We start from the raw sequence: 26,746 nt of genomic DNA on the forward strand, positions 1-26,746 counted from the left end.
CGTCACCGGCGAGATTACTGTATCCGGAAAGGGCACCGCTGTAATGACCGTTAACCGTATCGGCGTAACCGCCGCAAATCGCGGTATAGTAATTATTGGCAGTATTAACCCTTCCGCCTGCAACAACCGATGTATAACCATTCGCCTTGTTCATATATCCACCGCCCACAATCGAGGAAGTTCCAGCTGTACTATTGCTCCAGCCGCCGTTGACCGTCGAATAAGAACCGCCGGCAGTGTTGTCACCTCCTCCACTTACTGTTGAATAAGAATTAGTCGCAATGTTTCCACTGCCACCTGCGACCACAGAATAATCACCACGGGCAGAATTGGAATCAGCAGCAGTTGAACCTCCACCACCACTGACCACTGAGTATAAACCACGGGCATTATTGTTCTTACCACCACCGACAAAACTATATCTCGCAGTCGCCGAATTGTCCCAACCGCCGGATACTACCGCAGCAGTATCTGACGGAGAATCTCCTGCTTCATTGCTATATCCACCGCCGATAAACGAACGAAAACCATCCGCCTCGTTGCTGCGGCCACCGCATACAGCCGATGCCTGTCCTGTAGTGTAATTGTAGTGTCCTGAACCGATGAAAGAATATTGACCTCTTGCTTTGTTTCTTATACCATTTACAACCGCAGCATAACTTGAATCAGCAAGATTCCCATAACCGCCGCATATCACTAAATAAGTCCAGTTAGAACCGTCCGTTCCTGTGGTACAGGCATATCCTCCGAAATTAAGATGACGATACACATAATCACCGTAAAGAATATTACCGACTCCACCACGGGCAACACCAAGTGCTTTGGTGGTGAATAAAACACTGTCTGGACTACCCCGTATCCAATCATTATCCTCTATATCTGCCCAGGAAAGCTGGCCGCTGCCGTCTGTCACCATCGCCTGGTTTGCAAACCCGTCAGCCGCCGGGAACTCATAGCCTGTAGACTCATCGCCGAACCGAATATGCGGCATATCCACCATAAAGGTCGAATCCTGAGTTAATTTGCTGGTAATACCGAAAAGATAAGAATAACTAGCACCCGCAGCAATTGTATCCGCATAGCCACCCAGAATCGCTGAATAAGCTGACTCGATAAAATTAGCATTTCCACCCCCTATGACTGCATAAGGACTACCTGCTGTATTGTTATATCCACCTGATATTACTGCATAATTATAGTCGGCGGAATTATTCCTTCCACCAGCCACAACAGCAGCGTATGCTCCGGCAGTATTATCTCTTCCACCGGAAATAACCGAATAATCACCACCCGCATCATTGCTGAGCCCGCCAGCAACAACTGTATGACTGTGGCTGGTGGTATTACTGGCTCCACCACCAATAAATGATTGATAACCACCGCCAGTATTACCAGATCCACCACCTACAAAAGAAGATGCCCCATAGGCACGGTTTTGATAGCCGCCGACAACAGTACTATATGAAGAATCACCCCTATTGTTATAACCACCGCAGACAGTGATATAAGAATAGTTCTCGCCATCCACACCGGTGGCGCATTGAAACCCCCCAAGATTCGTGTGGGTATAAGTATTGGTTCCATAAAGCACATTCCCGGCTCCACCCCGAGCAACACCCCATCTGTTCTTCGTATACAGTACTGAATCGGACACTGTCCACTTAGACCAGGAAGAACCACTGGTCCAGGAAAGCTGGCCGCTGCCGTCTGTCACCATCACCTGATCCGCAGCCCCGTCAGCCGCCGGAAACTCATAGCCTGTAGACTCGTCGCCGAACCGAATATGCGGCATATCCACCATAAAGGTCGAATCCTGAGTTAATTTGCCGGCGATACCGAAAAGGTAAGAATAACCAGCACCCGTAGTAATCGTATCCGCATAACCACCGAGAATCGCCGAATAACTACCTCCAACATAATTCTGGCTTCCACCCCCGATTGTTCCATAATAAGCCGAGCAATTATTATTATCTCCACCACTGACCACACCGTAGTTCCCAGAAACCTCATTACTCTCACCACCACCTATTGTGGCATATCGGTTAATGACTGTATTATCTTGGCCACCTCCGATCGTAGCACAGGCGTCTTCAGCACTGTTGTTCCAGCCGCCGCTTATCGTTGCATACCAATGGCTTGCTGTATTACTCTCGCCGCCGCCGATTACAGCGTACGCACTATCAGCAGTGTTACTGCTCCCGCCGCTGATGGTCGCTCCATTCCAGGCGGCGATATTTCCATATCCTCCAGTTACAGTGCAGTAGACTAAATCTTCCCCGCTGGTGCCTGTGGTGCAGGCTATACCAAGATTTGTGTGGGTATAAACATCATTACCAAAAAGCATATTACCTGCTCCGCCCCGGGCAATACCGAGATAATCAGCGGTAAAGAGCACTGAATCGAGCGGCGCACTACCTCTGGTCCAATCATTGTCCGCCGTTGCATTACGCGCATACTCCGCAGTATCTGAATAGGTCGCAGTATAGGCATAACCCACTGATGTAATCCGCGTGCGCGGTGACAAGACCTCTCCTCCCACAGTCAACTCCAACCAGCGCGCCGTATCGACGGTGAAAACCGAATCCGGTATCGCATTCACACTCCCCAACAACACACTGAATACCCCGCGTTCGATGATCACGCCGGTCTGGGTTTCATTCCACAACTCGTTACCACCGCTTGATGCATCATAAATCTTGAAGACCATATCCAGCGTGTCATCAAGCGGGATCTGCAGGGTATCGGTCAGATATCCCTGGTAATTGAGCAATTGCGGTACTGAACGCTCTGAAGGTGTACCAATGGAAAAACCATGCTGGCTATAAGCAACAGCCGTTAATACAATCATAAAAAAAACGCTTAAGAACAAAGGTCTTTTATTCATTTTCTCTCCTTTCGACCATACTTATCCCATTCTTTTTTAAGTTTGACATTACCCCCTTTTTTTCAAAGATCCGGGCATTAACCCGAAAAATTCATTCTCGACGGGAATTATAACAAATCCGGTTGAACATCGAAATATCATACTTTTCGATTTATCTCTTCTTCACCCTGCTTTTCTTGGTGGATAAAACCACTTTTCTGAATTCATAACCACAACTGCTGCAGTAGTAAGACAGGGGATTCACGATGGTGTGACCGCATTCAGGACATTCTGAGATTAATCTGCAACCGCATAAAGGACAATAATTCTGGTTTCCGTCACCGAAAAAATTGCATCTGGGACATAAAGAAATTTTCACATAGAATTATAGTTTGTTGTTATTAGAATTTTATTAGAATAGAACCAAAAACAAATTATAAAAAACAGTAAAGGAAATCAAAAGCTAATGGAGACCCCTTATTTTTTCGATTATTTTTTTTGTCTCGATTGAAGGTTCTATCCCTACGCTGTTTTTAAGGATGGAAACGAGCCTTTCGTATTGACGGAAGGCTTTTACTCTCTCTCCCAATTCAACATAAGAATGAATAATTATCCGATGTGCCGTCTCATTTATCGGATCTTTTTCCAGAAGTCGATAACAACATCGTATCGCTTCAAAATACTCAAATTTTTTACAAAAACGATTTGCGAGCCAGATTGTCAATTCTTCAATCTTGGAATTTATCTGTAAACGTTTCGTCTCGACGATTCGATTATGGAATTCAGGCAGAAAATTACCCGCCGAGATTTTCAGTGCCTCATCCGCATATTTCTGTGCCTGATGTATTTTATTATATCTCAAGTTCTGTTTATATTTCTGATATCGCTTTTCAAAAGTCCATAAATCAAAGCCGATTTTTTCTCTATCAACAAAATATACTTTATCCTGATGAATGATATAACCGGCACCGAGCACCTCACGTAATGTCGAAAGAGTAAAATGGAAGTTGTTCCTGGCTTCTCTGGTACCGAACTCAGGCCAGAGAATCAATGCAAGCTCCTCCCAGGTCATCCCCCCTGTCTCTGTGCCGACCAATAATAGACAAAACATTTCACGTGCCTTCGCTGATTTCCATTCGCGGCTCGTTAAAACATCCATCTTCTCGGAACGACTTACTTTAAGCCCCCCGAAAGATCTTACCACCAACCTTTCTCTTTCAGACGGCAGAGTAATCTTCTCCGATAATCCTGTATTCCGACTCCATCGAATATAAGCAACCGCCTTCGGCACCGCTTTTATTTTATTCAACACCGCTATACCTTCCTTGAATATCCCGACATCCTGCAAAAAAATTCCGGTCTCACAAAGCATCAACCCTAAACAACTGAACGCCTTATGCTTTTTCAAAATCTCTGTTCCTTTCCTAACATTGCTTAAAGACGACTTTTTACCGTCAACCAGGTGGTCCATAATACCCTTTAAAATCAGAGCCATCGCAAATTCAATGTTTAAACCATATTTTGCCGATAATTTAAGCGCCTTAGTTATAAAACCCTTCATCCTCTTATATTCCTTCAACCTTAAATAATATTTCGCCCATAAAATATGAAGATTAACAATCCATTCCTCCTGGCCATCCACATCAGGAACCGTAGTGGAGTATTCTTTCAAAATCGCGTAAGCTTCATTCAATCGGCCCGATTCGATCAGAGTATTGGCTTTGCCGATATTACAGGAAAATCTGTGATATTCCTTACCCGTACATTCAATCGCTTTATCAAAGTACCTTCGGGAATCATCATATTTCCCTTCAAAGTAAGTGCAGATCGCCATAGCTTCCCAGAGAATGGGTAATTTATATTCTCTGCCGCTGGTATAAATCATCTGCTGATAATATGAAAACAATTCATAAGCTTCCTTGAAACGACCCATTTTGGAAAATGTCGAAGCGATGTTCACCTGTGCAACCGCTCTTATACCGGAATGGCCGAATCTCTCCGCAATAGTAATCAACTCATTAAAATGTTCTAAAGCGGTTTCATAATTCCCTTCCCGATAGTATATCAGACCGAGCGTATTGAGACCGTAACTGAATGCAACGAAGTTATCCTCAGGAGTATATTCCTTGAGTAATCTTTTGATCATAGTACGGGCTTTTTCAACCTTACCGATGCGTCTCAAGACGAAACAATGACTTATTTTCAAACGAAATACTATCTTTTTAGGGATATTATAACTACCGAGCATCACGAATATTTTCTTTATATACTTTTCCGCCTCTCGGAAACGAAATTGATTATATAGGCTGCGATAAGCGGCTATGTATAGATCGACAGCCAACCGGATGAGTCCGAAACGGATAAGCCGACGTGTGATATCCGACGCCTCATCAGAATCAACAAATTTGTCATTTAAAGTCTGCTCCAGAATATAGAAGTGTGCTTTTATAATCACCGCACCGAGGGAATATTCTTTTTTGCATCTGTTGATCATTGCCAGAGCCAATTTATAATAACTGCAGGCGCTCGCCAGGTCGCCTTTGTTTTCCTGCATTCTGGCTGCATTGAATACCAGACGGCATAACTTCATATTAATCTCTCTTTTGAGAAGCAACGCCGTTGCATGCCGGGCTCTTAAGTTAAATTCGTAAGGAACGGCTTTTTCCAAAATTCTGGCGATATGTCGATGGAGAATACGCCTTCTTTTCTGTGGAATATCCTTCCGTATTACTTCCTGCTGGATAGGATGCAGGAACTGAACGCAATTTGTCTCTATAACGGGGATTAAATAACGTTCGTAGAGTTTCGCCAGGATTCCTTCCATCTGTTTCTTTGACAGACGTAGAACTTTCCTCACCAAATCAGGATCGAACTGTTCTCCCAACAACGAAGAAACTTCAAGGAATGAAACCTCTTCTCTATCTATCTTCTTTATCCTGCGGGCGAATATTTTCTTCAAACTGTGAGGCATCTTTATATTTCTGTAGCCTCTCTTGATCTTCCATCTTTTATCTTCTTCAGAAAAAGAGAGCACATTACTACCACACAATTCCTTCAGCAGTTCTTTTATAAAAAACGGATTTCCTCTGGTAATATCATAAATCCAACGGCAAAACTTGGACGACAAATCCTCTTGAAAGATCGAACAGACCAATCTCACGGTCTCACCCAGGGGAAGTCTTTCGAGCCTGACAGGAAATAAGTTCAGTTTTTCATTCAGGGAGAAATGAGAGCTTTTAAATCCACCCCTCATTCCGTCGGTAAAACATAGAATGAAGAACAGGGGTTTGTCACTGATCCTCTCTATTATGAACTCAAGAAGTTTCCTTGCCGAAGGTTGTAAAAGATGGGCATCATCAATAAAAATAAGTGTGGGTTTCAATCTTGAAATATTTTCAATGACCTGGTAGACGGCGGAAAACAACTCAAGTTCAGTGGCTGCAGCCGGTTCTATCTCCATGGGATAGAACACCTTTAATTGCGGTAATATCTTAAAAATCACGGGGGCATTATCCATAGTGATGAAGTTCGTGATTATCCGAGTATTATAATCAAAATGCTGCAGGGACTGTTCGATGATTGTATTAAAAGGTTCAATAAAATAGTTGTCAGTATCATGAGCTTTCACCCTGAAAGTAAAAAACTCGAATTGACTGATACCATCCAGAAATTTTTCAACCAGCCTCGTCTTTCCGACACCGCTCTCGCCGTATATTAATACAGCCCGGCCCTCGTTTTCAAAAACTCTGTTGAAATGCTCCCGTAATTCAAGCATAATTTCATTTCTACCGATGAACGGCAACGGTTCCCTGTTCAAAAGTCGGCGATAAGTGGTAATGGGTTTTCTGCTGCTGTTTCGGGAAATCAACATATTCAACCTTTAATTATTACCAACGGCTTTTCTTTTAATGAAAGGAAGAGTCTACCTATCGGTAGAGAATTATTTTTTGACCCGATGTATATGCTGTATGAAATATTGTAGTCAATGACTTCAGAAGTTGTTTCGATAAGCACCTCGATGTCATTTAAAAAATCAATTGTGTAATTTTATCAAAAATCCAGTATATGTCAAGGTATATATACAAACGGCTGGGGTACAAAACTGAGGATCAAAACAAACAGAGGGATTAATGCCGCGCGCTTTTCCCTGTCACTCAACGGTGTGATTGCATCCTGGATTATCGGATCGCGTCGGGCGAAGAAAAACGCCAGTATTCCCCAGATAAACCAGCCGAACCATAAAAACCCCAGCGCGACGAGAATTGCACCGATAGGAATGTACATAAATCGACGTTTTTTTAAAAAAAGACTGTACCCGATATGACCGCCGTCGAGCTGCCCCACAGGAATAAGATTCATCGATGTCACGAGAAGCCCCAACCACCCGGCGAAAGCCATCGGATGAAGTAATACTGTAGCATTCGGCGGCATGGCTGGATGAATAATCTTCGTGAGAAGATAAAACAGTAATGAGTCGCCAAGCTGTAAAAAACCACCACCCTGGGGAACTACCGTGACTTTGGATAGGGCGATTCCGATAATCGTTATGGGAAGGGCGACGATGAAACCGGCAAGCGGCCCTGCCATTCCCACTCGTAAAAGAGAACTGCGTGACGGTACAATGGACTTCATCCTGATGATTGCTCCGAAGGTGCCGATAAAATGGAAAGGAATCGGAATGAAATAAGGGAGGGTCGTAATCATCCCGGCGTTTCTGGAAACAAAATAATGGCCTAATTCATGGCAGGTGAGAATCGCCATTATCGAAAAAGAGAATACAACACCACCGGAAATACTGCCTGAATTCAAATAACCGGCGAATATCGTTGAACCGATCGTGGCGATGAAAAGAATTATATTGAGCCAATATTTAGGTTTGTCCTCGACCTTTTTGAATATTCCGAAGCGGACAATATGTTTTTCATCCTCAATATCAAACAGGGGGGTATATTCAGTCTGAGAAAAATATTCTTTTATTTCCCGAATTGTCCGCTCAAGCGGAGCAGCGAGCACACCTTTAACCGCGGTCATCATCGGTTCGTTTGTCACTTCTTCAATCGACATTTTATACTGAAGAAAATCCAGTATCTCTTCGACTTCAGTAAACATATCAATCCTCTTTATGAGTAACGGATTCAACCATTTCTTTTAAGATGCAGCAACAAAAGAAGAATGTCTGACGGACCGATACCCTGAATTCTCGATGCCTGGTCGAGATTCACCGGTTTTACATCATTCAATTTACTCTTCGCTTCATTCGACAATCCTTTGATTTCCGAATAACTGAAATTCCTGGGAATGCGCACCCTTTCAAGTTCTTGAAGGCGTTCGATCAACTCTTCTTCCCTTTTTATATAACCTTCATATTTTGTTTCGATCTCCAGGCGCCGTCCGACATCTGCCGTGAATTCCAACCCGCCCATCTGCATGATATCCTGATAGTGAATACCCGGCCTTTTAAGGAGTTGAAAAAGGGTCTGGCCGCCGCGCTCTTCCGGTATCTCTTTCTCGTTTTTCGCTCGTAAAACAGGATTCGCGGTCTCCGGCTTAACAACGACGCTCTTGACCTTTTCCAGTGCCGCGTCGACCTCTTCTCTCTCTTTTTTGAACGGTTCATACTCCTCTGGTTTTATCAAACCGTATTTCACACCGTAATGCATCAATCGATCAGCTACATTATCAATGCGTAAAAGTAACCTGTGCTCTGCCAGGGAAGTAAACATCCGATACGGCTCCTCGGTATTCTTGGTGGTCAAATCATCTATAAGCACACCGATATACGCCTCATATCGTTTCAGGATAAAAGGCTTTTCATCACGCAGCTTAAGGACCGCATTAATGCCCGCCATAAATCCCTGGGCGGCGGCTTCTTCATACCCCGATGTGCCGTTTATCTGACCGGCGCAGAAAAGATTTTTCACTATTTTGGTCTCGAGACTCGGGTATAACTGAATGGGAAAAACAAAATCGTATTCCACGGCATAACCGGGACGGGTGATCTCCACATTCTCCAGGCCTTGAATTGTATGAAGCATTTCAATCTGAACATCATACGGCAGGGATGTTGCGAGGCCGTTAAGATAGAATTCACCGGAGCTGCGACCTTCAGGTTCGATAAAGACAAGATGCGAATCACGGTCCGCGAAACGGACGACCTTTGTCTCAATTGAAGGGCAATAACGCGGGCCCGTGCCGATGATCTTACCTGTATACAGAGGCGAACGATCAAGATTCTTCTTTATGATTTCATGCGTCCTGCGGTTTGTGTGGGTGATATAACAGGGTAGTTGTTCGGAAACCGATTCCCTGCTGCGGAATGAAAACAAGAAAGGCTCTTCATCACCATCCTGACGCCGTAGTTCAGAAGTATCAATACTGTTCTTGGCAATACGCGGTGAGGTGCCGGTCTTCAACCTGCCGAGCGCCAAACCGATCTTCTTTAAAGAATCACTCAAAGAAGAAGAATGTGCTTCGGCGAGTCTGCCTCCGGCAAAACTTTTCAAGCCGATATGCATCAATCCGTTGAGAAAAGTTCCGGTGGTGAGAATCACCACCTTTGCTTTATATTCATTGCTGATAGCGGTCCTTACTCCGTATATCATATCGTGTTCAACAAGAATTTCACTCACCTCTTCTTGTTTTATGATGATATTCGGCTCCTTCTCCAATACCTTGCGGGCGAGTTCCTTATACTGCAGACGGTCGTTCTGGGAACGCGGCGACCAGACCGCCGGCCCTTTTGAGCGATTTAAAATCCTGCACTGAACCGCTGTCTGATCGGCGAGAATCCCGATCTGTCCACCGAGCACATCAACCTCTTTCACAAGATGTCCCTTTGCAAGACCACCGATCGAAGGATTGCAGGACATCTGCCCGATCGTATCGATGTTCAAGGTCAACAAAAGTACACTATAACCGAGCCGCGCCGGAACCAGGGCTGCCTCGATCCCGGCATGCCCGCCGCCCACGACAATAACATCAAACCGACCCTCATAACCCATATATATAAAATATAATGAAATTTCCCCGAAAATCAATAAGTTTAGACAGAAAAAACAACCATTGACAGAAGTGTTTGTGTGGATATACTTATATCATGGCATTGGCTGATATTACGGAAAAACAGAAAGAAGAGAGAAAGCGTGAAAAAAGACTTGTGCATTTCACCAATACGATCACCCGCGACTTTCTGGACTCCAAATTTTTCAAAAGCAGAACAAAAAAAACTCGAGAATACGCCGATTATTTTGTAAAAAGTTTTCTGGATTATCTTTTCTTCGAACTCCACAAAGAAATAAAAGAACTGCATCAATCACACATCCAGCACTTTATGCTTGAATATGCACCGAGAAGACTGACCTTTCCCGGTGAATCGTCGAAAAACGCCGTAGCGACCCTGACCGGTCTGTTAAGTTTCCTGGAAGAAAAAGGACACATCCACAACAGTTCGGTTTTGATCAAAGAGGTCAAAAAACATAATCGGGCTTTTTTGAAATTACTCCCCAAAAAGAAGAAAACAGCTAAAAAGACTCCAACAAAAAAGAAAAAAAGTACTGGAAAAGGTCCTGCTGAAATCACTCGGTTCAGCGGGGTCGGAAGAAACGACCCCTGCCCCTGCGGCAGCGGTAAAAAATACAAGAAGTGCTGCGGCAGGCCTAAATAAACAATTGTAGTTTTAAAAAACCGGAATAGTTCCCTCTAAACCTTTTCTTTCTTTGCCGACAACAGTGTAACAATAACCGCACAGATGAAGGCGACGATGAAAGTGATGAATGTCGTAGCGATAATCTTATCCCATCCGGTGATCATCCACAATACCGTTACGATAAAACCGGCTACCAAGGAGCCAATCACTCCGGCGCCGTTGAAACGTTTCCAGAAAAAGGAAAGTATCACCGCCGGAGAAAAAGAACATCCGATACCCGCCCAGGCGAAATGTACTATCGTGTAGATTAAACTTTTCGAAGTAAATGCCAGAACGAGCGCTACGATACCCACAATCAAAATGGTGATACGTGATATCAAAACCAATCTTCGGTCATCCACTTTTTTGTTTAGCGCCTTATGGATGACATCCTCACTTATGGAAGACGTGGCGATCAAAAGCTGGGAATCAGCCGTCGACATCATCGCGGCGACCGCACCGGCGAGCAGAATACCGGCGAGCCAGGCGGGCATCAGTTTCATCAACATAAAGGGAAGAATCTGTTCCGGATCAGAAACCGCACCCTGGCCGTAAAGTGTTATCGCGGACAATCCCAGCAGAATGGCGCCTGTATATGCAAGAATCGTCCACACAATGGCGATCCGCGCCCCGAGCATAACCTCTTTATCACCGCGCATCGCCATCCAGCGGGCATCAAGTTGAGGCTGTCCTCCCAGATATCCGAAGAACCAGGAAAAATTATTGACGATCAATGTTCCTACGGCAAAGCCGACCGCACCGCCGGTCCACGAATTTATACCGGTGCCGGCGGCAGCAAGGGCGCTGCCCATTGAAAGACCGCTGCGGCTGATAACAATCAAAGCGACGATCGGAGTGACAACCAATGTAATGAACATCAGAATCGCCTGCAGGACGTCTGTCCACACCACTGAGAAAAACCCGCCGGCCATTGCATAAAGAACAACGACGACTGCAGATATGATAATACCTGTAGTTACAGGAATACCGAATGTTATATTCAAGGTTTTACCGCCGCCACTGAACTGTGCCGCAACGTACAGAATAAAAAAGAAAATTATTATCACAGAAGAAAACCAGCGGATGAACTTACTCTGATCCCGGTATTTTGCGGCGAAGTAATCCGGCAGGGTAAGGGTTTCATATTTATCCCTTTCCCTTCTGAATCCACGGGCGAGCCAGAGCCAGGATACGACGATTCCGGAAACACAACCCAGGGCGATCCAGATTGAAGAAACTCCGGACGCGAATGCGAAACCGGTCAGCCCCAATAAACACCACGCAGATTCACCGGTCGCCCGTTCTGAAAGGGCAAGCGCCCAACCGGGAATCTTCTTTCCGCCGAGATGAAAATCAGCCTGACTCATCTTCTTCCGGGCGAAATACAAACCAATGCCCAACATCAGCACCAGATATATGACAAACTCGGCCATAATGACAGTGTTGTTCATTCCATCCCCCTTTTTATAATAAAATATTCTTTAATATAAAGAAACAAAACCTTTTTTCCTGCCGTAGCGGTCCATAGCCAAAAATACTGCCATTCCAAAACTGACCCATATGATCAGAATCAAACAGAGCCGTAGAAGAATCGTTCCCATACTGATATCGAGATACTCACCAAGAAGGAGATGCCGCACTCCCATTACGCCGTAGGTTGTGGGTAACAACAATGAAACCTTTCTCAAAAAAATCGGCAGGACACTGAGAGGATAGGCGATGGGAGTGACGATAATCATCAAAGTACTCAATGCCTCGGATATAACCCACCACTGTTTCAAACCGATGGTGAGACCCGCTATCAATACACCCAGACCATAAAGCCCGATAATCATCAAAGCGACAATGAGCAGCATCAGGGCGATACCGGTGGTCTTAAAGACTATCGCAAAGAATACGGTGACGACGACCGCCTGCAAAAGCATGATCAAACCCTGATGGCATGTAGAATGGGCGGCCATCCCCGCAACATATACCCAGCGCGGAACAGGTGCAGCGAAGATCGTATCAAGCGTTCCATACCACTGCTCTTTGCGCAAAGACCAGCCCATTGCCCAGCAGGCGGTATTCAAAAAACCCATAATAAGATAACCGACGAATGTATACGCAATCATATCACTCACACCGGTCATACTTCTGAGATGTTCGGAAAAACGGCCGCCGAGAAGTGCAACTCCGTAGAGAAAATAAGGCAGCAGATAAACAAAAGGAGCAAGAAACTGTCTGATGAAATCAGGTTTATACTTCCACTCGATACGCCACTCTTTCATATTTTCGGCATTAATCGCACGCAGATAATGAATGATTCTCTGCATTATCCTCCTTTTAATAATGTGCCAATGTTCCTTTTGTCTTGGTCCTCTTCTCAATCCGCATGAAAATCCAGAGACCAACCGGGACAATGATCGCATCGATTGCAATAAGAATCAGACTGTTCTTCCAAAAATCAAAGTCAATACCGAGCAGGATTCCCCGCAAGGCGACAAGAGCATAGGTCAACGGGATAAAAATACTCACCGCACGGGTGATCGGATGCACTTCAACCGGATAACGTATCGGCGTGAAAAGAAAGAGGATGTACTCAAAAAGATGAAGAATACCCTGGGATTCTTTTATGAGCAGGGTAAGCGCCGAAGCGATAAACCCAACTCCGTAAAGGCCGATCATCAACAGAACGAGAAAAAATATAATGGGGACGACTTTATGAAGAGTTATATCCAGACCGAAGATAAAAACACAGATCAACACCTGGATAACGACAAAGACGGTTGAAAGTATTGAATTATACAACCCTTTTCCTAAAAGGATATATACCGGCTTAACCGGCGACGACAGGATATGCTCAAGTGTTCCGTAGAACATCTCATTTCGCAATGCATTACCCATACTCCATACCGCGGTGAACATATAGGTACTGAAGATACCTCCGATCAAAACATAAGGAATATATTCGCCGGTGCCGGCGAGGTTGCTGAATGCCGTACTCTGCAGCCCGCCGACAAGCGCCTTACCTTGAAACACCAAAGGCACCACCCAGAGCAACGGTGAAATAATCCAGAAGGCGATCTCAGCGGGATATGCCAGGAGAATCTTCAAATCTTTTCTGATCTCTTCAAAGATGATTCTCATAATAAACTATTTATCTCCTTCACGTTGTCCTGTGTGGTCCTTTAAGCTGGCGCCTGTAAGGTGGACGAAAACATCCTCCAATGTCGGAGAAGTGACAATCACAGATAATATCTTGGCTCGGTCGCGGATTTTGTTGATAAGCTTACTCAATTCCTCTTCAGGGTTTTCAGTACTGAGTCTGACATAGGTGAAGCCGTTATCCTTGGTGATATGGATATTCGAAAAGCCCTGGATTGAATCAAAGATTTGCGGTTCAATAATCCCGAGGCATTTAACCTCCAGCACCTGTTCTTGAGGTAATCTTTTCTTCAACAACAGAGGTGTATCGAGCGCCTTTATCTTTCCATTATACATAAATGCAATACGCTCACACAACTCGTCGGCTTCATCCATATAATGGGTCGTCAAGAGAATGGTCTTTCCTAATCTTTTATGGAGTTCATCTTTAATAAAACCGCGGATGAATCTGGCAAAATACGGATCCAGACCCAGGGTCGGTTCATCAATCAACAGAATGGGCGGATCATGAATCAAGGTGCGGGCGATCGATAATTTCTGTTTCATCCCTGACGACAGCTTTTCAACCCTCTCATTGGCTTTATTCTTCAAATCCATCAATTCGAGCAAGTAGTCAATTCGCTCGGCGGTCTTTTTCCTGGACACGCCATACAGAGCGGCAAAATACTTAAGGTTTTCCACCGGTGTCAATTTCCAGTACAAAGACCTCTCTCCACCGGTCAGCACCCCGATTAAACGCCGCACTCCTAAGGGATCTTTCAAAACATCAGCACCGCCCACGACTGCGGTTCCAGAATCAGGAATAAGCAGGGTTGATATACACTTGATGAGCGTTGTCTTTCCCGCACCATTGGGACCGAGTAAACCGAAGAGTTCTCCTTCTTTAATTTCAAAACTGACCTGATCCACGGCGCGGACTTCGTCACTGCGTCCTTTTTTGAAAAGCTTGACCAGTTCCTTGATTATGATGTTCTTCTCTCTCGACATAGGAATAATATTATTCAATTATCAGTATTATGCAAGACTGAATATCTTATCTCTCTGCCTGCTTTTAGATTGACTAAGACCTAAAATATATATATAATAAGTAAGATATGAAACTCAAAAAAGGCTTAGGTTTGCTGGATGTCTTTGCAATCGCCGCCGGTGCGATGATCAGTTCCGGACTCTTTATCCTTCCTGGTCTGGCTTTTGCCCGGGCTGGTCCGGGAATGATTCTTTCGTATATCATCGCCGGTCTGCTATTCATCCCTTCGATCTTCAGCACAATCGAACTTGTTACCGCAATGCCCAAAAGCGGCGGCGATTATTTTTATATTACACGAAGTATGGGATTCGCGACCGGCACAATCGCAGGATTCGCCAGCTGGTTTTCACTCAGCCTGAAAAGCGCCTTTGCCCTCGTCGGAATGGGACTCTTCACCCTGCTCATTAACCCGGGTTTCAGTATGTGGCAAATAAAACTCATTGCTGTCTTCTTGTGTCTCATATTTATGTGTATAAATATCCTCGGCATCAGAGAAGCAGGTATTACGCAAATCTTTCTCGTCCTGTTCCTCGTACTAATTCTTTCACTCTATGTCCTGCGGGGAATCATCAGCATAGATCCCCGGCGGTTCACTCCTCTTATGCCCTATGGATTCTTCCCGGTTCTGTCCACAGCCGGGCTTGTCTTCATCTCTTTCGGTGGTCTGACAAAAGTGGCGAGCGTCGCCGAAGAAATCCATAATCCAAAAATAAATATCCCTTTTGGTATGATTCTGGCCTATTTCGTCGTATTGCTTCTCTACGGTTCAACGATCCTCGTCACCACTGGCGTGCTTGAACCCGCAATACTGAAGAATTCTCTGACACCGATCTCCGATGGAGCAAGAACTTTCTGGGGGACAAAAGGTGTGATAATCACCGCGATTGCTGCACTACTTGCTTTCATCTCCACGGCAAATGCCGGAATCATGTCGGCATCCCGCTATCCCATGGCGATGAGTCGGGACCATCTGCTGCCGAAATTTTTCCGTAAAATCAACAAAAGATTCAAAACCCCACATACGGCGATAATCTTTACTACACTATTCATGGTCGCCATTATTCTATTCTTGAACCTGCGGATATTAGTCGAAGCGGCTTCCACAATGCTTCTACTGCTCTTCATCTCAGCAAATCTCGCTGTAATCGTAATGCGTGAGAGTAAACTCCAGAATTATCAACCATCGTTTCGGGCTCCCTTATATCCGTATCTCCAACTCTTCGCCATCATCAGCTATGGATTTTTAATCTTTGAAATGGGTAAAGAAACACTCATAATAACCGTCTTATTCATTACGACGGCACTGTTATGGTACTTCATATATGTAAGACGATCAATCAGCCGGGATTCAGCACTTATGTATCTTGTCGAACGTATCACGGATCGACAGATTGTAACTGATACATTAAAAGACGAACTGCGTGAAATCGTCAAAGAACGGGAGCAGATAATTGAGGATGAATTCGACCGTCTGATCAAGGATGCGGTGATCATAGACATTCCCAATCGGATAACCTTTAAAGAATTCATCAAAATCGCCGCCGAGAAAATAAACGAGAGGTTATCTGTCAATACAGAAACATTAATGAAACTGTTTATTGAACGGGAAAAACAGTCCTGTACCGCACTGCGTCCCGGTCTCGCCATCCCCCACATCGTTATCAAAGGAACTGAAAAATTCGAGGTTCTCCTTGTACGGGCGAAAGACGGCATCGTCTTCCCTGATGCAAAAGAACCCGTACATATCGTCTTTATCCTCGTCGGTACCAAAGATATGAGAAACCTCCATCTGAGGGCGCTCATGGCTATTGCCCAGCTCACCCAGCAGAATGATTTTGACAGACAATGGCTCAACGCCAAAACCACAGATGACCTCAGAGATATCTTACTCCTGGGCAAACGGAAACGCCATTAACCCCGGAAAGATTTAATTCACAATCAATCAGAATGTAGTAATCAATTCGACAATTTGAAAATTGTCAAATTAAGAAATCATCGAATCAAAAAAAATATATCTATCCAATGACATCCGACAAATAAACCGTACTGTTTCATCCGGGAGAAACAGAATATAGCGGATCGTCTGATATTCATCATTTTGTAAATCAGGCAAACCAGATACTTGACTTTATCGAATTAAAGAATAAAATTGATTATGATAGGCATCGGTTATGATATCCATCGTCTTGTTCAGGGTCGTAAATTATACTTGGGAGGGATAGAGATAGATTTTGACAAAGGCCTGCTCGGCCATTCTGACGGTGATGTGCTGATCCATGCAATCTGCGATGCACTCCTCGGTGCCGCAAACCTGGGGGATATCGGATTCCATTTTCCGCCGGATGACGAACGTTACAAAGATATGTCAGGAAACGAAATACTGAAAAGAGTAAGCAGATTCCTTGAAAACTCAGGCCTTCTGCCCAAGAATATCGATGCGGTCGTTGTTGCGGAGGCGCCGAAGATTCTACCTTATAAAGAAAAGATTAAAAAGAATATAGCAACGATATTGAAGATTTCAGAAGATATGATTTCTATAAAAGGAAAAACAAACGAAGGACTCGGTCATATCGGTGAGGGAAAGGCGATCGCCGCCTGGGCTGTTTGTGAAGTGACGAGATTATATGCTACCCCTGAAGGATGATATCCCTTCATATTCCCGACCGATCGTAACATATACTATCCTCGGGATAAATATCGTCGTTTTCTTATACGAACTGATGCTCGGCAGAAACCTGCACAATTTTATAAATCGGTTCGGGACCGTTCCTTATCATATATTCCACCCGACAGGAGCATCCTCCTATATGACGCTCTTTTCGAGTATGTTCATCCATGCAAGCTTCATGCACGTCTTCGGCAATATGCTCTTCCTCTGGATATTCGCGGATAATGTGGAAGATGAGATAGGCCACGTCAAATTTATATTTTTTTATTTAATATGCGGAATCGCCGCGACGCTACTCCACAGCCTAACCTCTTCCAATTCCACCATTCCGATGATCGGAGCAAGCGGTGCGATCTCCGGTGTCCTGGGTGCTTATGTACTGTTGTTTCCAAAGGCGAAAATCCTCGCCCTGATTCCCTTCGGGTTTTTCCTACGGCTGACATATCTACCTTCTCTTGTCTTTCTCGGGATATGGTTCTTATATCAGTTTCTCCTGGGTCTATCGTCGATCGGCGCAGCAGGCGGCGGTGTGGCATATTTTGCACACATCGGCGGGTTCATCGCCGGCCTTTTACTTGCCCTTCCTTTTAAATTCAAAAAGAGAAGAGGACCTTATGAATACACAATACAATGATGTCAAGACATATAGATTTAAAAAAATTATATGTTTCGGAAATATCGATCTTTATGAACTAAAGGAGGTATAATGATTAAAATTCTATTTCTCTTCTGTGCTGTATACGGCTACCGCACTCCCCTTCTCAATAAAGTTGACCCGCGTTGTTATGAGAATGACTTTGTACGTGTTTGGGTCTACTTTACTGACAAGGGTATCAGCACGGATAATTATCACAAAGCGCTTCAAACCGTGAAAGAAAAGATGAACAAGCTGTCCCTTGAGAGGAGAAAACTCAGAGGAGGTGTAATAGACTACGATGATATCCCGCTAAATGAGGAATATGTCGAGGCGGTCGAGGAACTGGGAGGGCTGCGGCTGCGAAAATCAAAATGGCTCAATGCCGCAAGCTACTGGATTGCAAAAGATGATATCGACGAAATAGCGGCTCTCGATTTCGTCTACAAAATCACGCCGGTGGCGTATTTCAAATCCCCTGTTGAGAATGAAACAGCGGTATTAGACACTGAATTATTCGGCTTGACTTATAAGCAATTGCAAATGTTCAATATCGACAGTCTGCACAACCGTGGGATATTCGGTTCAAATATAAAGATCGGGATACTCGATACCGGCTTGAGAAGGGTCCACACCGCTTTGGACAATGTGAGAGTCATCGCAGAACACGATTTCATCGACGGTGACCAGATATATATGGGAGACACACCGATTACAGAACGGAGCGGGATATGCAGTGACCTCGCCTTCTTAAAAACCGGATCACGGCTCAACCTGTTTTTTTCAGGTGACACCATCAAATACTCGGTCTACCCGGTACGGGACATATTCTATACATACTCAACCGATGAAGGTAACCAGTGGCAGCCTTTGATAAAACTGACCGACAATTTCAACAACTGGGTGAATGCAATCGACGTATGTGGAAACGACACAATGTTCATCTTTTATCGAGACCGTTACGGAATAAAATATATCGCTTACCACGACACCGTCATCGCCTCGGCTTCGATCACGGGTCAGGGCTACTGGCAGCCCTCAGTGGTTCAGGTAAATGACACGGTGTACATCACCTATCAACAGAAAAATTATCTTTATTTGAACAAAGGCAATGCCGGCGGTTTCATCCAGGAAAGAATAATCGACTCCTGCCAGTCATCTGTTAAAGAACCGAAGATACTGTCGAACAACAGCGAACTCGCCGTTTTCTACCACACCTATCCAGAAGACACCCTGTATCTGGTAAAAGGAGCCGTCTCAGACAGCATATTCATCCGGACACCTATAGGAAACGGGGAATCAGCTGAAGCAATAAATACCGGTGACACCATCTTTCTTGTATGGAAAGACGCAACCGATGTGCCGCTATTTAAAGTAGCATTCGCCAGATCAACAGATTTCGGCGACAGCTTCACAGACACAATTCTCTCGGACGCATTCAACTCCATAGAAAAAATATCCATTGAAAAATTCAACAGTACAATAACCGTTATGTGGAGTTCAGCAGGAAAGATTTACTTCAGAACTTCATTCGACGACGGCATCACCTTCTCCTCGATTGACTCTTTAAATCAAGAATTTGTTTATCTCCCGACACTGGGTTCCAACTCAAGCGGGATCCTGAATTTTTACTGCTCCCGTGGTGATTCGATCACCGACGATTACACTCCCGGTGAAAAGGATTATTGGTTTCCACACCATGGAACGAAGATGCTCGGAATAATCGGTGGTTATTCACGAAACAATTATATCGGAGTCGCACCGGCGGCGCAGTTTTTAGTCGCGAAAACAGAAAAACCCGACACCTCACCACCCTATGAATATCCCATTGAAGAAGACACCTGGATATCAGGATTGGAATGGTTGGAATCCAGAGGTGCGGATATAGTCAACAGCTCACTCGGTTATACTGAATGGTACAGCTGGCCTGATGAATTCAACGGAAGAACATCACCGGCTTCAATAGCGGCTTCCCAGGCTGCAAAACGCGGCGTGATCATAGTAAATTCCTCAGGTAACTTCTCCGTACCCCGAATCGTCATCCCCGGTGATGCAGAAGGTGTCATCACGGTGGGAGGCATAGATACCCTGTTCAACCGCTGGCAATATTCAGGATACTTCCCTACATCTGACCATACAGTCCATAAACCTGAGATCGTCTCTCTGTCCGATGCTCCGATTGTGGTGAATCCGGATTCAGTAAATTCATACCTCTATTCCAGCGGAACCTCGGGTGCCGCTGCGATGATTTCTGGAATCTGTGCCCTGTTATTGGAAGGACATCCACAATGGAATGTCGATTCAATCAGGTATGCACTCTTCTCTACGGCGAGTTATGCTGAGGCTCCCAATGACAGTATGGGCTATGGCTGGCCCGACGCCTTAGCTGCTTTTGATATTTCTCCGAGTACTTATCATGCTGAAGGTGGAGCGTTCTTTCTCACCCCTTATCCCAATCCTTTCCTCCTTACCCGGCATCAGACCGTCTATCTTCCATTTCAACTGGATATGTCCCACATCGTTGAATTCAGAATATACTCAATAAACGGCAGGCTGATCAAGAAAGAATCCAGGGAAGGTACGCTATTACCCGGTCGCTACACAGACGAAGATCCTACATCTCCGAATGCTGCATTTATGTGGGACGGCACAGATCAGGACGGTAAAGAAGTCGCCAGTGGTCTATACTACTGTATCCTCATCACGCACGGCGGAGGAAACGATATTGCAAAGATTGCTGTAATGAGATAGATAAAATATCATCTGGTACAGACCTCTCTCCGCCAGGTCGTCACGATCACAGAGAGCGGCAGACGTACTAATTCCTTGGTGCCGCTGAATATGCGAACTTCTTTTTCTTTGATGGCCGAACCGATTCTGGTATGTGGTATATTATTAAAAATTTGTTTAAATTCAACTGCTTTTTCTCTTGAAATTTCAACCAAAAATCTGGTATTGGATTCTGAAAACAGAATAAAATCATGGCGTTTTTTAACGCCGTCATAGACCACCCTGTCAAGATCTATCTCGGCTCCGATATCTCCACTCATCGCCATTTCTGCAATACACAATCCAAGGCCTCCTTCTGAAAGGTCATGGCACGAAAGGACCAGACCCTGCTCGATTGCACGATGCAATCTCCTCATAATCTCCGGCGCCGCCTTTAAATCCACGCCTGGAACCTTTCCACCTTTAATACCGAGATATTTAAAGTATTCTGACCCTCCGAGTTCTTCTTTCGTAACACCGATCAGATAAAGTTCACTGCCTTCTTCTTTCAAATCCATTGTAATGCACTTTTTCACATCTTCGATGATTCCGATCGCTGAAATCAAAAGAGTAGGGGGAATCAAATGAACCCTGCCTTCATTATCCGACCATTCATTATATAAACTGTCCTTACCTGAAATAAAAGGAACACCGAAACTGACAGCGGCGTCATAACAACCCCGCGCCGACATCACAATATCCCCCAATACCTCTTCCCTTTCGGGCGAAGAAAAACAGAAATTATCAAGTAAAGCAGCCTGCTCTATATCCCCGCCTGTTGCAACCATATTGCGCAGTGCTTCATCGATCACCGACAGAGCCATATTATAAGCATCGAGCCTTCCATACCCCGGATTAATACCGCAGGACACAACAATCCCTCTGTCTTTTTCAAATCTCGGTTTTATGACAACAGCATCCTGGGGCCCGAAATCACCTTTACCGGTGAGCGGTTTGATCACACTTCCTCCCTGGACCTCATGATCATATTCCCTTATAACCCACTCCTTGGAACATGAATTCAATCCCCCGATAATCTTAAGAAGTAAGGAATTGAATTCAATCGGTTTGGGAATATCCAGAACCGACTCGGGTTTCTTCTTCAAGCGCGCTTTTTTCAACGGCATAGGAATACCTTTATGGAGAAATTTCATATCCAGATCGCATACCCGTTCACCTTGATAAAAGAGGCTCAACCTTTTATCACCGGTAAACTCACCGATCACCGTAGCATCAACTCCTTCTTTCTCAAAATATTCAATCACGCGGGACAGATCTTTTCGGGGTACGGCGAGTATCATTCGTTCCTGGGATTCTGAAATCCATATTTCACGTGGTGAAAGTCCTTCGTATTTCAAAGGTACCTTATCGAGCTCCACTCTGACACCCGTCTCTTCTCCCATCTCACCTACAGCACTCGACAAACCACCGCCGCCGCAGTCGGTCACGGAATTCAAAAGTCCCTCTTCACTGACCCGCAACAAACAATCCATCACCCTTTTTTCCACAATGGGATTTCCTATCTGAACACAGGACTTTTCCGCTTCTTCAGAGAGCTCTGCTGAAGCGAACGTCACACCATGAATACCGTCACGCCCTGTCTTACCTCCGACAAGCAAAACAGCATCCCCTCGTTTTGCACCCTTATCTATGCGGTCTTTTCTTATCAAACCCACGCATCCGCAGTATACAAGCGGATTATACAAAAAATCTTCGTCAAAATATAAGGTGCCGCTCGCCGTAGGAATTCCCATTCTGTTTCCATAATCCCTGACTCCGCGGATGACCCCCTTGATTATCGTCTGAGGATGGAGAATCCCCTCAGGTAATTTCTGATATTCAAAATCAGGAGGACCGAAGCAAAAGACATCGGTATCCAGAATAGGTTTGGCGCCTCGACCGGTCCCGAGGATATCCCGAATCACTCCACCGATTCCGGTCGCTGCTCCACCATAAGGTTCTAACGCCGAAGGATGATTATGGGTCTCAACTTTGAAACAGACACCGTACTCTTCATCAAATTCAATCACCCCTGAATTATCGTGGAAAACGGATAAACAGAATGGTTTGTTCAACTCATTGGTCGCTTTCATGATCGTATTCTTCAACAGATTCTCGATTCTCTCGCCGTTGAAATCGATATTCCCCAGAAATGTTTTGTGGCGGCAATGTTCGCTCCAGGTCTGCGCGATGGTCTCCAGTTCCACATCCGTCGGCTGTCTTCCTTCATGCTGGAAATATTCTTTTATCTTTTCCATTTCGATCTTTGACAGAGAAAGACCCATATCGCGGCTTATCTTGACCAGATCGGTATTCAGATCAATTTGCTGAATATGAAACTTATAAGGAGCCGGTTTGTAGGTAGATTCCTTTCCGTACTTTATGTGCTGAATAAGGGGGTTATAAAGAAAAAGAGCCGCGCATCTCTTCATCTCTTCATCATCGAAGTTTCCTTTGACGAGATAGTTCGTCGCCGTCTTTGCTTTGAAAATCTCGATGCCCAGATCAGCGATCGCCTTCTTTATACTCTCTTCCCGGGGATCACTGACCCCTGGGTTGAATAATATCTCAAAACCTTCAGGTTCACAAAAACGATATTCCTCGACAACCCTGTCACAGAACAATTCCCCGGCGATGAATTCCAGTTCTTCTCTTTTGAGATTACCGTAGAGATAATAAACATCCCGTACTTCAACAGAGTCGATCCCCGTAATTCCAAAAGACTGAAATTCGCTCTTTACAAAACCGCCGCGGACGTCATTTTTTCTCCTTATCTCAATACGATGTACCCCGACTTTTGTTTTATTCATTGCCTGTCCGTAAACCTTTCTTTTTTGCCATCTGTATTTTCTTTATTGAAATTATTATTATGACCAGTAAACAGACTATCAGCAGCCAAAGCATCCGCAGGTTATACGGAATATTGTAAGATGTGCTATTTTCCTTTAACGAAACGAAAAAGTTCCTGTTGAGTCTTCACCTCCTTCAGCATTTCCACTGCCTTTTTCACCAGGGGATCATTCGCCACCCGTATTTTATACCCTTCCTTCAATCCCCATAAATTCGTATATATATCCTGTTTCAATCTCTTCTTGAAATTGACTTTGATCGAATCGAATTCCGCCTCGTTGAATTCAAGCCCTTTCTTGAGAAGAAAAGCGGCGAAGTCGTCCAATACTGACTCAGTAACTTCGAAATTTTTATCGATATTCTTATGTGACGCCGTATATTGAACGACAAAATCAAAGTTCAAACCCTTGGTATATATCTCCGTCTCCAGAGATGTCATCTGTGGAGGCTCGATGACTATATCCGGTGTTATACCTCCTTCGCCGTAGACTTTTCGTTTCAAGGGCCCGAGTGTTGTAAACACCTTTTTTTCGAGTTCAAGACTGTCTTTGGCTTCATCAGTCAAATCAGTTCCCTGCAGTTCTGGGGGCTTATCAATGCTCCTGCCCGACGGGGTATACCACCTTGCGGTCGTTATCCTCAGAGCAGTACTGTCTTCAAAAGGAATTATGTGTTGGACCGATCCTTTACCAAAGGTATTCGTACCGATTATCAAACTCCTTTCCCAGTCCTGTAATGCACCGGCGACGATTTCAGAAGCGGATGCCGAACCGCCGTCGACGAGGGTGATCATTGGAAAATCACCATAAGAATAAGTCCTTTTCGTACGAAAAACTCTTTTTCCCTCCAATCTTCCTTTTGTCGTCACCACATCGACGTTTCTCGGCAGGAAAAACTCAGACACCATAACCCCTTCGTTCAAAAGGCCGCCGGAATTCAACCGTAAGTCGAAAATTATTTTTTGGGCACCGAGAGAAAAAAGAGAATCAAATGCCACCTTGAGTTCTGAATCAGCACGCCGGCTGAAGCTTGCAAGCTGAACATAACCGATTTCGTGGTCGATCATCCCGAAGTAAGGAACAGCATCCAGTTTTATTATCGCCCTTGTTATTTCGACTTCAAACGGCTCACTAATGGAAGTCCTCGATATTGTAAGGACGACTTTGGTGCCTGGTTTTCCTCTGATCTCCCTGACCACGACATCAACACCTTTGCCTTTTGTCGGAACTCCATCCACCTCTATGATGGCGTCACCGGGCAGCAGTCCTGCACGATAAGCAGGTGTTCCTTCAAGCGGTGAAATCACGGTGATCTGGTCATTACGTTTGCCGATCGTCGCTCCGATACCACCGAATTCTCCTTTGGTCGATATCATCAACGCTTCATATTCCGCCTTTGAAAGATAATCGGTATGCGGATCACCGAGAACATTAATCATTCCGTCTATGGCTCCGATTATCAAACTGTCGGAAGGAATACTGTCGACATATCTGCCTTCTATCTCTTTCAGAATTTTATTAAAAATCCTGAGCTGGGTATATGTATCCGACTTTGCCCATAAAGCACTACCGATGAATATCCCACACAGAAGAGATAAGCCGACCAGGATAATTATTTTTTTCTTCATAACAGATACCCCTTTCTTACCAAAAGTTCTTTCACATAGTCTATAACTTCATTCTTCAATTGTTCAATGGACTTTTCTCCATTGAGCAGTTTTATTCGCTTTTTGGCTCTGTGCGCAAGTTTCAAATAACCCTTCCGTACCTTTTGATGGTACGCGACATCTTCTGTCTCCATCCGATCATCAAAAACGCCGCGCTCACGTCCTTTTGTAACATCAATATCAAAAAGAAATGTCAGATCAGGTTTTATCCCGGCTGTTGCGAATCTATTGAATATCGAAACCAGACGCCGGGGCAGGTTGCGGGCATAAATCTGATAGGCGAAAGTTGAGTCGAAAAATCTATCTGCAACAACAACCTTCTTTGCACTAATCGCCGGAAGGATCTTTTCATAGGTCAATTGACTGCGTGCGGCGAGGAAAAGGAACAACTCACATTTGGGATGCATCTCCCTGTATGCCGGATTCAAAAGAATCTTTCTCAATGCCTCTCCCACCGCTGTACCACCCGGTTCCCGTACAAAGATATGAGGAATATTTTTTTCTGAAAGCCAGCCACTCAACGCCTCTGCTTGAGTCGTCTTCCCAGAACCCTCGACGCCTTCAAAACTAATAAAAACACCGCGTTTAACGCCGTGCATCAGAAAACACTCAACGTCTTTTTTTGCTCTTTACAGCATATTTCTTAATAAAATTCTCGGTCTTTTCACGACATATATAGTCGGGATACTGTTCTGGCGGTGATTTGAAAAAATAGCTTGAAGGCTCGATAATCGCTCCGCTCAGTTTATTATCGAGGGCGAGTTTGGCGCACCTTATCGCATCAATGACGACTCCGGCGGAGTTGGGTGAATCCCATACCTCGAGTTTCAGTTCGATGTTCAAAGGGACATCACCGAATGTTCTGCCTTCCAATCTCATATGCGCCCATTTTCTGTCTTTCAACCACGCCACATAATCAGAAGGACCGATATAGATGTTCTCCTCACCGATATCATACTTCAAAAGGGAAGTCACCGCCTGGGTCTTCGAAATTTTCTTGGACTGAAGTCTTGAACGTTCGAGCATATTAAGAAAGTCGGTATTTCCACCGACATTCAACTGAGAAGTCCTTTCAAGTTTTACACCACGACTGTTAAAGAGGTTAACCAGTACCCGGTGCAATATCGTCGCACCCACCTGCGACTTTATATCATCTCCTAAAACCGGCAGGGACTTCTCAATAAATCTCTCCTGCCAGTATTTCTCGCTTGCGATAAAAACCGGAATACAGTTAATAAAAGCACAACCGGCGGTCAGCACCTGTTCGACATACCACTTCGTCGCCTCTTCACTTCCGACCGGTAAAAAGTTAATGACCACATCCGTCTTCGTCTGTTTCAAAAGTCCCACGATATCCGCTGTAGGACCGGGCGCCTTTTCAATAATCTGGGACAGATAATATCCCAATCCATCATGGGTCATTCCCCTGACAACAGGA

The 26,746-nt window shown here is 44.7% G+C and carries 17 protein-coding genes; 5 read left to right on the plus strand and 12 right to left on the minus strand.

The window, feature by feature from the left end; genetic code table 11:
- The 4 genes from ENI34_10655 to mnmG form a co-directional block, all read right to left on the minus strand.
- Positions 1 to 2,884: hypothetical protein (locus ENI34_10655; protein HEC79577.1), on the minus strand; the 2,884-nt coding region annotated here is incomplete at its 3' end.
- A gap of 442 nt (positions 2,885 to 3,326) precedes the next feature.
- Positions 3,327 to 6,734 (minus strand): tetratricopeptide repeat protein, encoded by a 3,408-nt coding sequence (locus ENI34_10660; protein ID HEC79578.1) that lies wholly within the window; start codon positions 6,732 to 6,734, stop codon positions 3,327 to 3,329.
- A gap of 197 nt (positions 6,735 to 6,931) precedes the next feature.
- On the minus strand, positions 6,932 to 7,972 hold the full coding sequence (locus ENI34_10665; protein ID HEC79579.1) for a site-2 protease family protein: 1,041 nt from the start codon (positions 7,970 to 7,972) through the stop codon (positions 6,932 to 6,934).
- A gap of 26 nt (positions 7,973 to 7,998) precedes the next feature.
- Positions 7,999 to 9,864 (minus strand): tRNA uridine-5-carboxymethylaminomethyl(34) synthesis enzyme MnmG, encoded by a 1,866-nt coding sequence (gene mnmG, locus ENI34_10670; GenBank protein HEC79580.1) that lies wholly within the window; start codon positions 9,862 to 9,864, stop codon positions 7,999 to 8,001.
- Between the two features lie 95 nt (positions 9,865 to 9,959).
- Between mnmG and ENI34_10675 the strand changes: the two genes are divergently transcribed.
- Complete coding sequence (locus tag ENI34_10675; protein HEC79581.1) at positions 9,960 to 10,526, plus strand: hypothetical protein; 567 nt, start codon at positions 9,960 to 9,962, stop codon at positions 10,524 to 10,526.
- A 35-nt stretch (positions 10,527 to 10,561) separates the two neighbouring features.
- Here the strand turns inward: ENI34_10675 and ENI34_10680 are convergent, their stop codons facing one another.
- The 4 genes from ENI34_10680 to ENI34_10695 are packed head-to-tail and all read right to left on the minus strand — an operon-like array spanning position 10,562 to position 14,681.
- Positions 10,562 to 11,998 carry a sodium/proline symporter gene (locus tag ENI34_10680; GenBank protein HEC79582.1) on the minus strand — a complete coding sequence of 479 codons (1,437 nt, stop codon included), beginning with the start codon at positions 11,996 to 11,998 and terminating at the stop codon, positions 10,562 to 10,564.
- Between the two features lie 30 nt (positions 11,999 to 12,028).
- Positions 12,029 to 12,967 (minus strand): ABC transporter permease, encoded by a 939-nt coding sequence (locus tag ENI34_10685; GenBank protein HEC79583.1) that lies wholly within the window; start codon positions 12,965 to 12,967, stop codon positions 12,029 to 12,031.
- Positions 12,873 to 13,676, minus strand: a complete 804-nt coding sequence (locus ENI34_10690) for an ABC transporter permease (protein ID HEC79584.1) — start codon at positions 13,674 to 13,676, stop codon at positions 12,873 to 12,875. The genes ENI34_10685 and ENI34_10690 overlap by 95 nt, the downstream gene beginning before the upstream one ends.
- Positions 13,677 to 13,682: 6 nt before the next feature.
- On the minus strand, positions 13,683 to 14,681 hold the full coding sequence (locus ENI34_10695) for an ATP-binding cassette domain-containing protein (protein ID HEC79585.1): 999 nt from the start codon (positions 14,679 to 14,681) through the stop codon (positions 13,683 to 13,685).
- Between the two features lie 107 nt (positions 14,682 to 14,788).
- Between ENI34_10695 and ENI34_10700 the strand changes: the two genes are divergently transcribed.
- The 4 genes from ENI34_10700 to ENI34_10715 all read left to right on the plus strand — a co-directional run bounded on the left by ENI34_10700 (position 14,789) and on the right by ENI34_10715 (position 20,774).
- Positions 14,789 to 16,636, plus strand: coding sequence for an amino acid permease (locus ENI34_10700; protein ID HEC79586.1), 1,848 nt, complete (start codon positions 14,789 to 14,791; stop codon positions 16,634 to 16,636).
- A gap of 237 nt (positions 16,637 to 16,873) precedes the next feature.
- Positions 16,874 to 17,365 carry a 2-C-methyl-D-erythritol 2,4-cyclodiphosphate synthase gene (locus ENI34_10705; protein ID HEC79587.1) on the plus strand — a complete coding sequence of 164 codons (492 nt, stop codon included), beginning with the start codon at positions 16,874 to 16,876 and terminating at the stop codon, positions 17,363 to 17,365.
- Positions 17,346 to 18,023: a rhomboid family intramembrane serine protease gene (locus tag ENI34_10710; protein HEC79588.1), complete on the plus strand. Its 678-nt coding sequence runs from the start codon at positions 17,346 to 17,348 to the stop codon at positions 18,021 to 18,023. Before ENI34_10705 ends, ENI34_10710 begins: the two co-directional genes overlap by 20 nt.
- Before the next feature lie 72 nt (positions 18,024 to 18,095).
- A complete protein-coding gene (locus ENI34_10715) occupies positions 18,096 to 20,774 on the plus strand; it encodes a hypothetical protein (protein HEC79589.1) in 2,679 nt (892 codons plus the stop codon).
- A gap of 8 nt (positions 20,775 to 20,782) precedes the next feature.
- Here ENI34_10715 and purL read toward each other — a convergent pair whose 3' ends face one another.
- From purL to ENI34_10735, 4 genes are all read right to left on the minus strand, one after another.
- Positions 20,783 to 23,602, minus strand: a complete 2,820-nt coding sequence (gene purL, locus ENI34_10720) for a phosphoribosylformylglycinamidine synthase subunit PurL (GenBank protein HEC79590.1) — start codon at positions 23,600 to 23,602, stop codon at positions 20,783 to 20,785.
- A 125-nt stretch (positions 23,603 to 23,727) separates the two neighbouring features.
- Positions 23,728 to 25,269 carry a S41 family peptidase gene (locus ENI34_10725; GenBank protein HEC79591.1) on the minus strand — a complete coding sequence of 514 codons (1,542 nt, stop codon included), beginning with the start codon at positions 25,267 to 25,269 and terminating at the stop codon, positions 23,728 to 23,730.
- Complete coding sequence (gene tmk, locus ENI34_10730) at positions 25,266 to 25,907, minus strand: dTMP kinase (protein ID HEC79592.1); 642 nt, start codon at positions 25,905 to 25,907, stop codon at positions 25,266 to 25,268. Before tmk ends, ENI34_10725 begins: the two co-directional genes overlap by 4 nt.
- Before the next feature lie 10 nt (positions 25,908 to 25,917).
- Positions 25,918 to 26,746, minus strand: an 829-nt coding sequence (locus tag ENI34_10735; GenBank protein HEC79593.1) for an inositol-3-phosphate synthase, incomplete at its 5' end; no start/stop codon positions are given.

Source organism: candidate division WOR-3 bacterium, assembly GCA_011052815.1.
In the GTDB taxonomy this organism is placed as follows: domain Bacteria; phylum Hydrothermota; class Tepidihabitantia; order SM23-42; family SM23-42; genus DRIG01.

Bases quoted from the DNA above. Each gene is read 5' to 3' on its own strand.
- ENI34_10675 (HEC79581.1), top strand. From the start codon at position 9,960: ATGGCATTGGCTGATATTACGGAAAAACAGAAAGAAGAGAGAAAGCGT.
- tmk (HEC79592.1), bottom strand. From the start codon at position 25,907: ATGCACGGCGTTAAACGCGGTGTTTTTATTAGTTTTGAAGGCGTCGAG.
- ENI34_10690 (HEC79584.1), bottom strand. From the start codon at position 13,676: ATGAGAATCATCTTTGAAGAGATCAGAAAAGATTTGAAGATTCTCCTG.
- ENI34_10680 (HEC79582.1), bottom strand. From the start codon at position 11,998: ATGAACAACACTGTCATTATGGCCGAGTTTGTCATATATCTGGTGCTG.
- ENI34_10660 (HEC79578.1), bottom strand. From the start codon at position 6,734: ATGTTGATTTCCCGAAACAGCAGCAGAAAACCCATTACCACTTATCGC.
- ENI34_10725 (HEC79591.1), bottom strand. From the start codon at position 25,269: ATGAAGAAAAAAATAATTATCCTGGTCGGCTTATCTCTTCTGTGTGGG.
- ENI34_10715 (HEC79589.1), top strand. From the start codon at position 18,096: ATGATTAAAATTCTATTTCTCTTCTGTGCTGTATACGGCTACCGCACT.
- ENI34_10710 (HEC79588.1), top strand. From the start codon at position 17,346: ATGCTACCCCTGAAGGATGATATCCCTTCATATTCCCGACCGATCGTA.
- ENI34_10695 (HEC79585.1), bottom strand. From the start codon at position 14,681: ATGTCGAGAGAGAAGAACATCATAATCAAGGAACTGGTCAAGCTTTTC.
- ENI34_10700 (HEC79586.1), top strand. From the start codon at position 14,789: ATGAAACTCAAAAAAGGCTTAGGTTTGCTGGATGTCTTTGCAATCGCC.
- ENI34_10665 (HEC79579.1), bottom strand. From the start codon at position 7,972: ATGTTTACTGAAGTCGAAGAGATACTGGATTTTCTTCAGTATAAAATG.
- purL (HEC79590.1), bottom strand. From the start codon at position 23,602: ATGAATAAAACAAAAGTCGGGGTACATCGTATTGAGATAAGGAGAAAA.
- mnmG (HEC79580.1), bottom strand. From the start codon at position 9,864: ATGGGTTATGAGGGTCGGTTTGATGTTATTGTCGTGGGCGGCGGGCAT.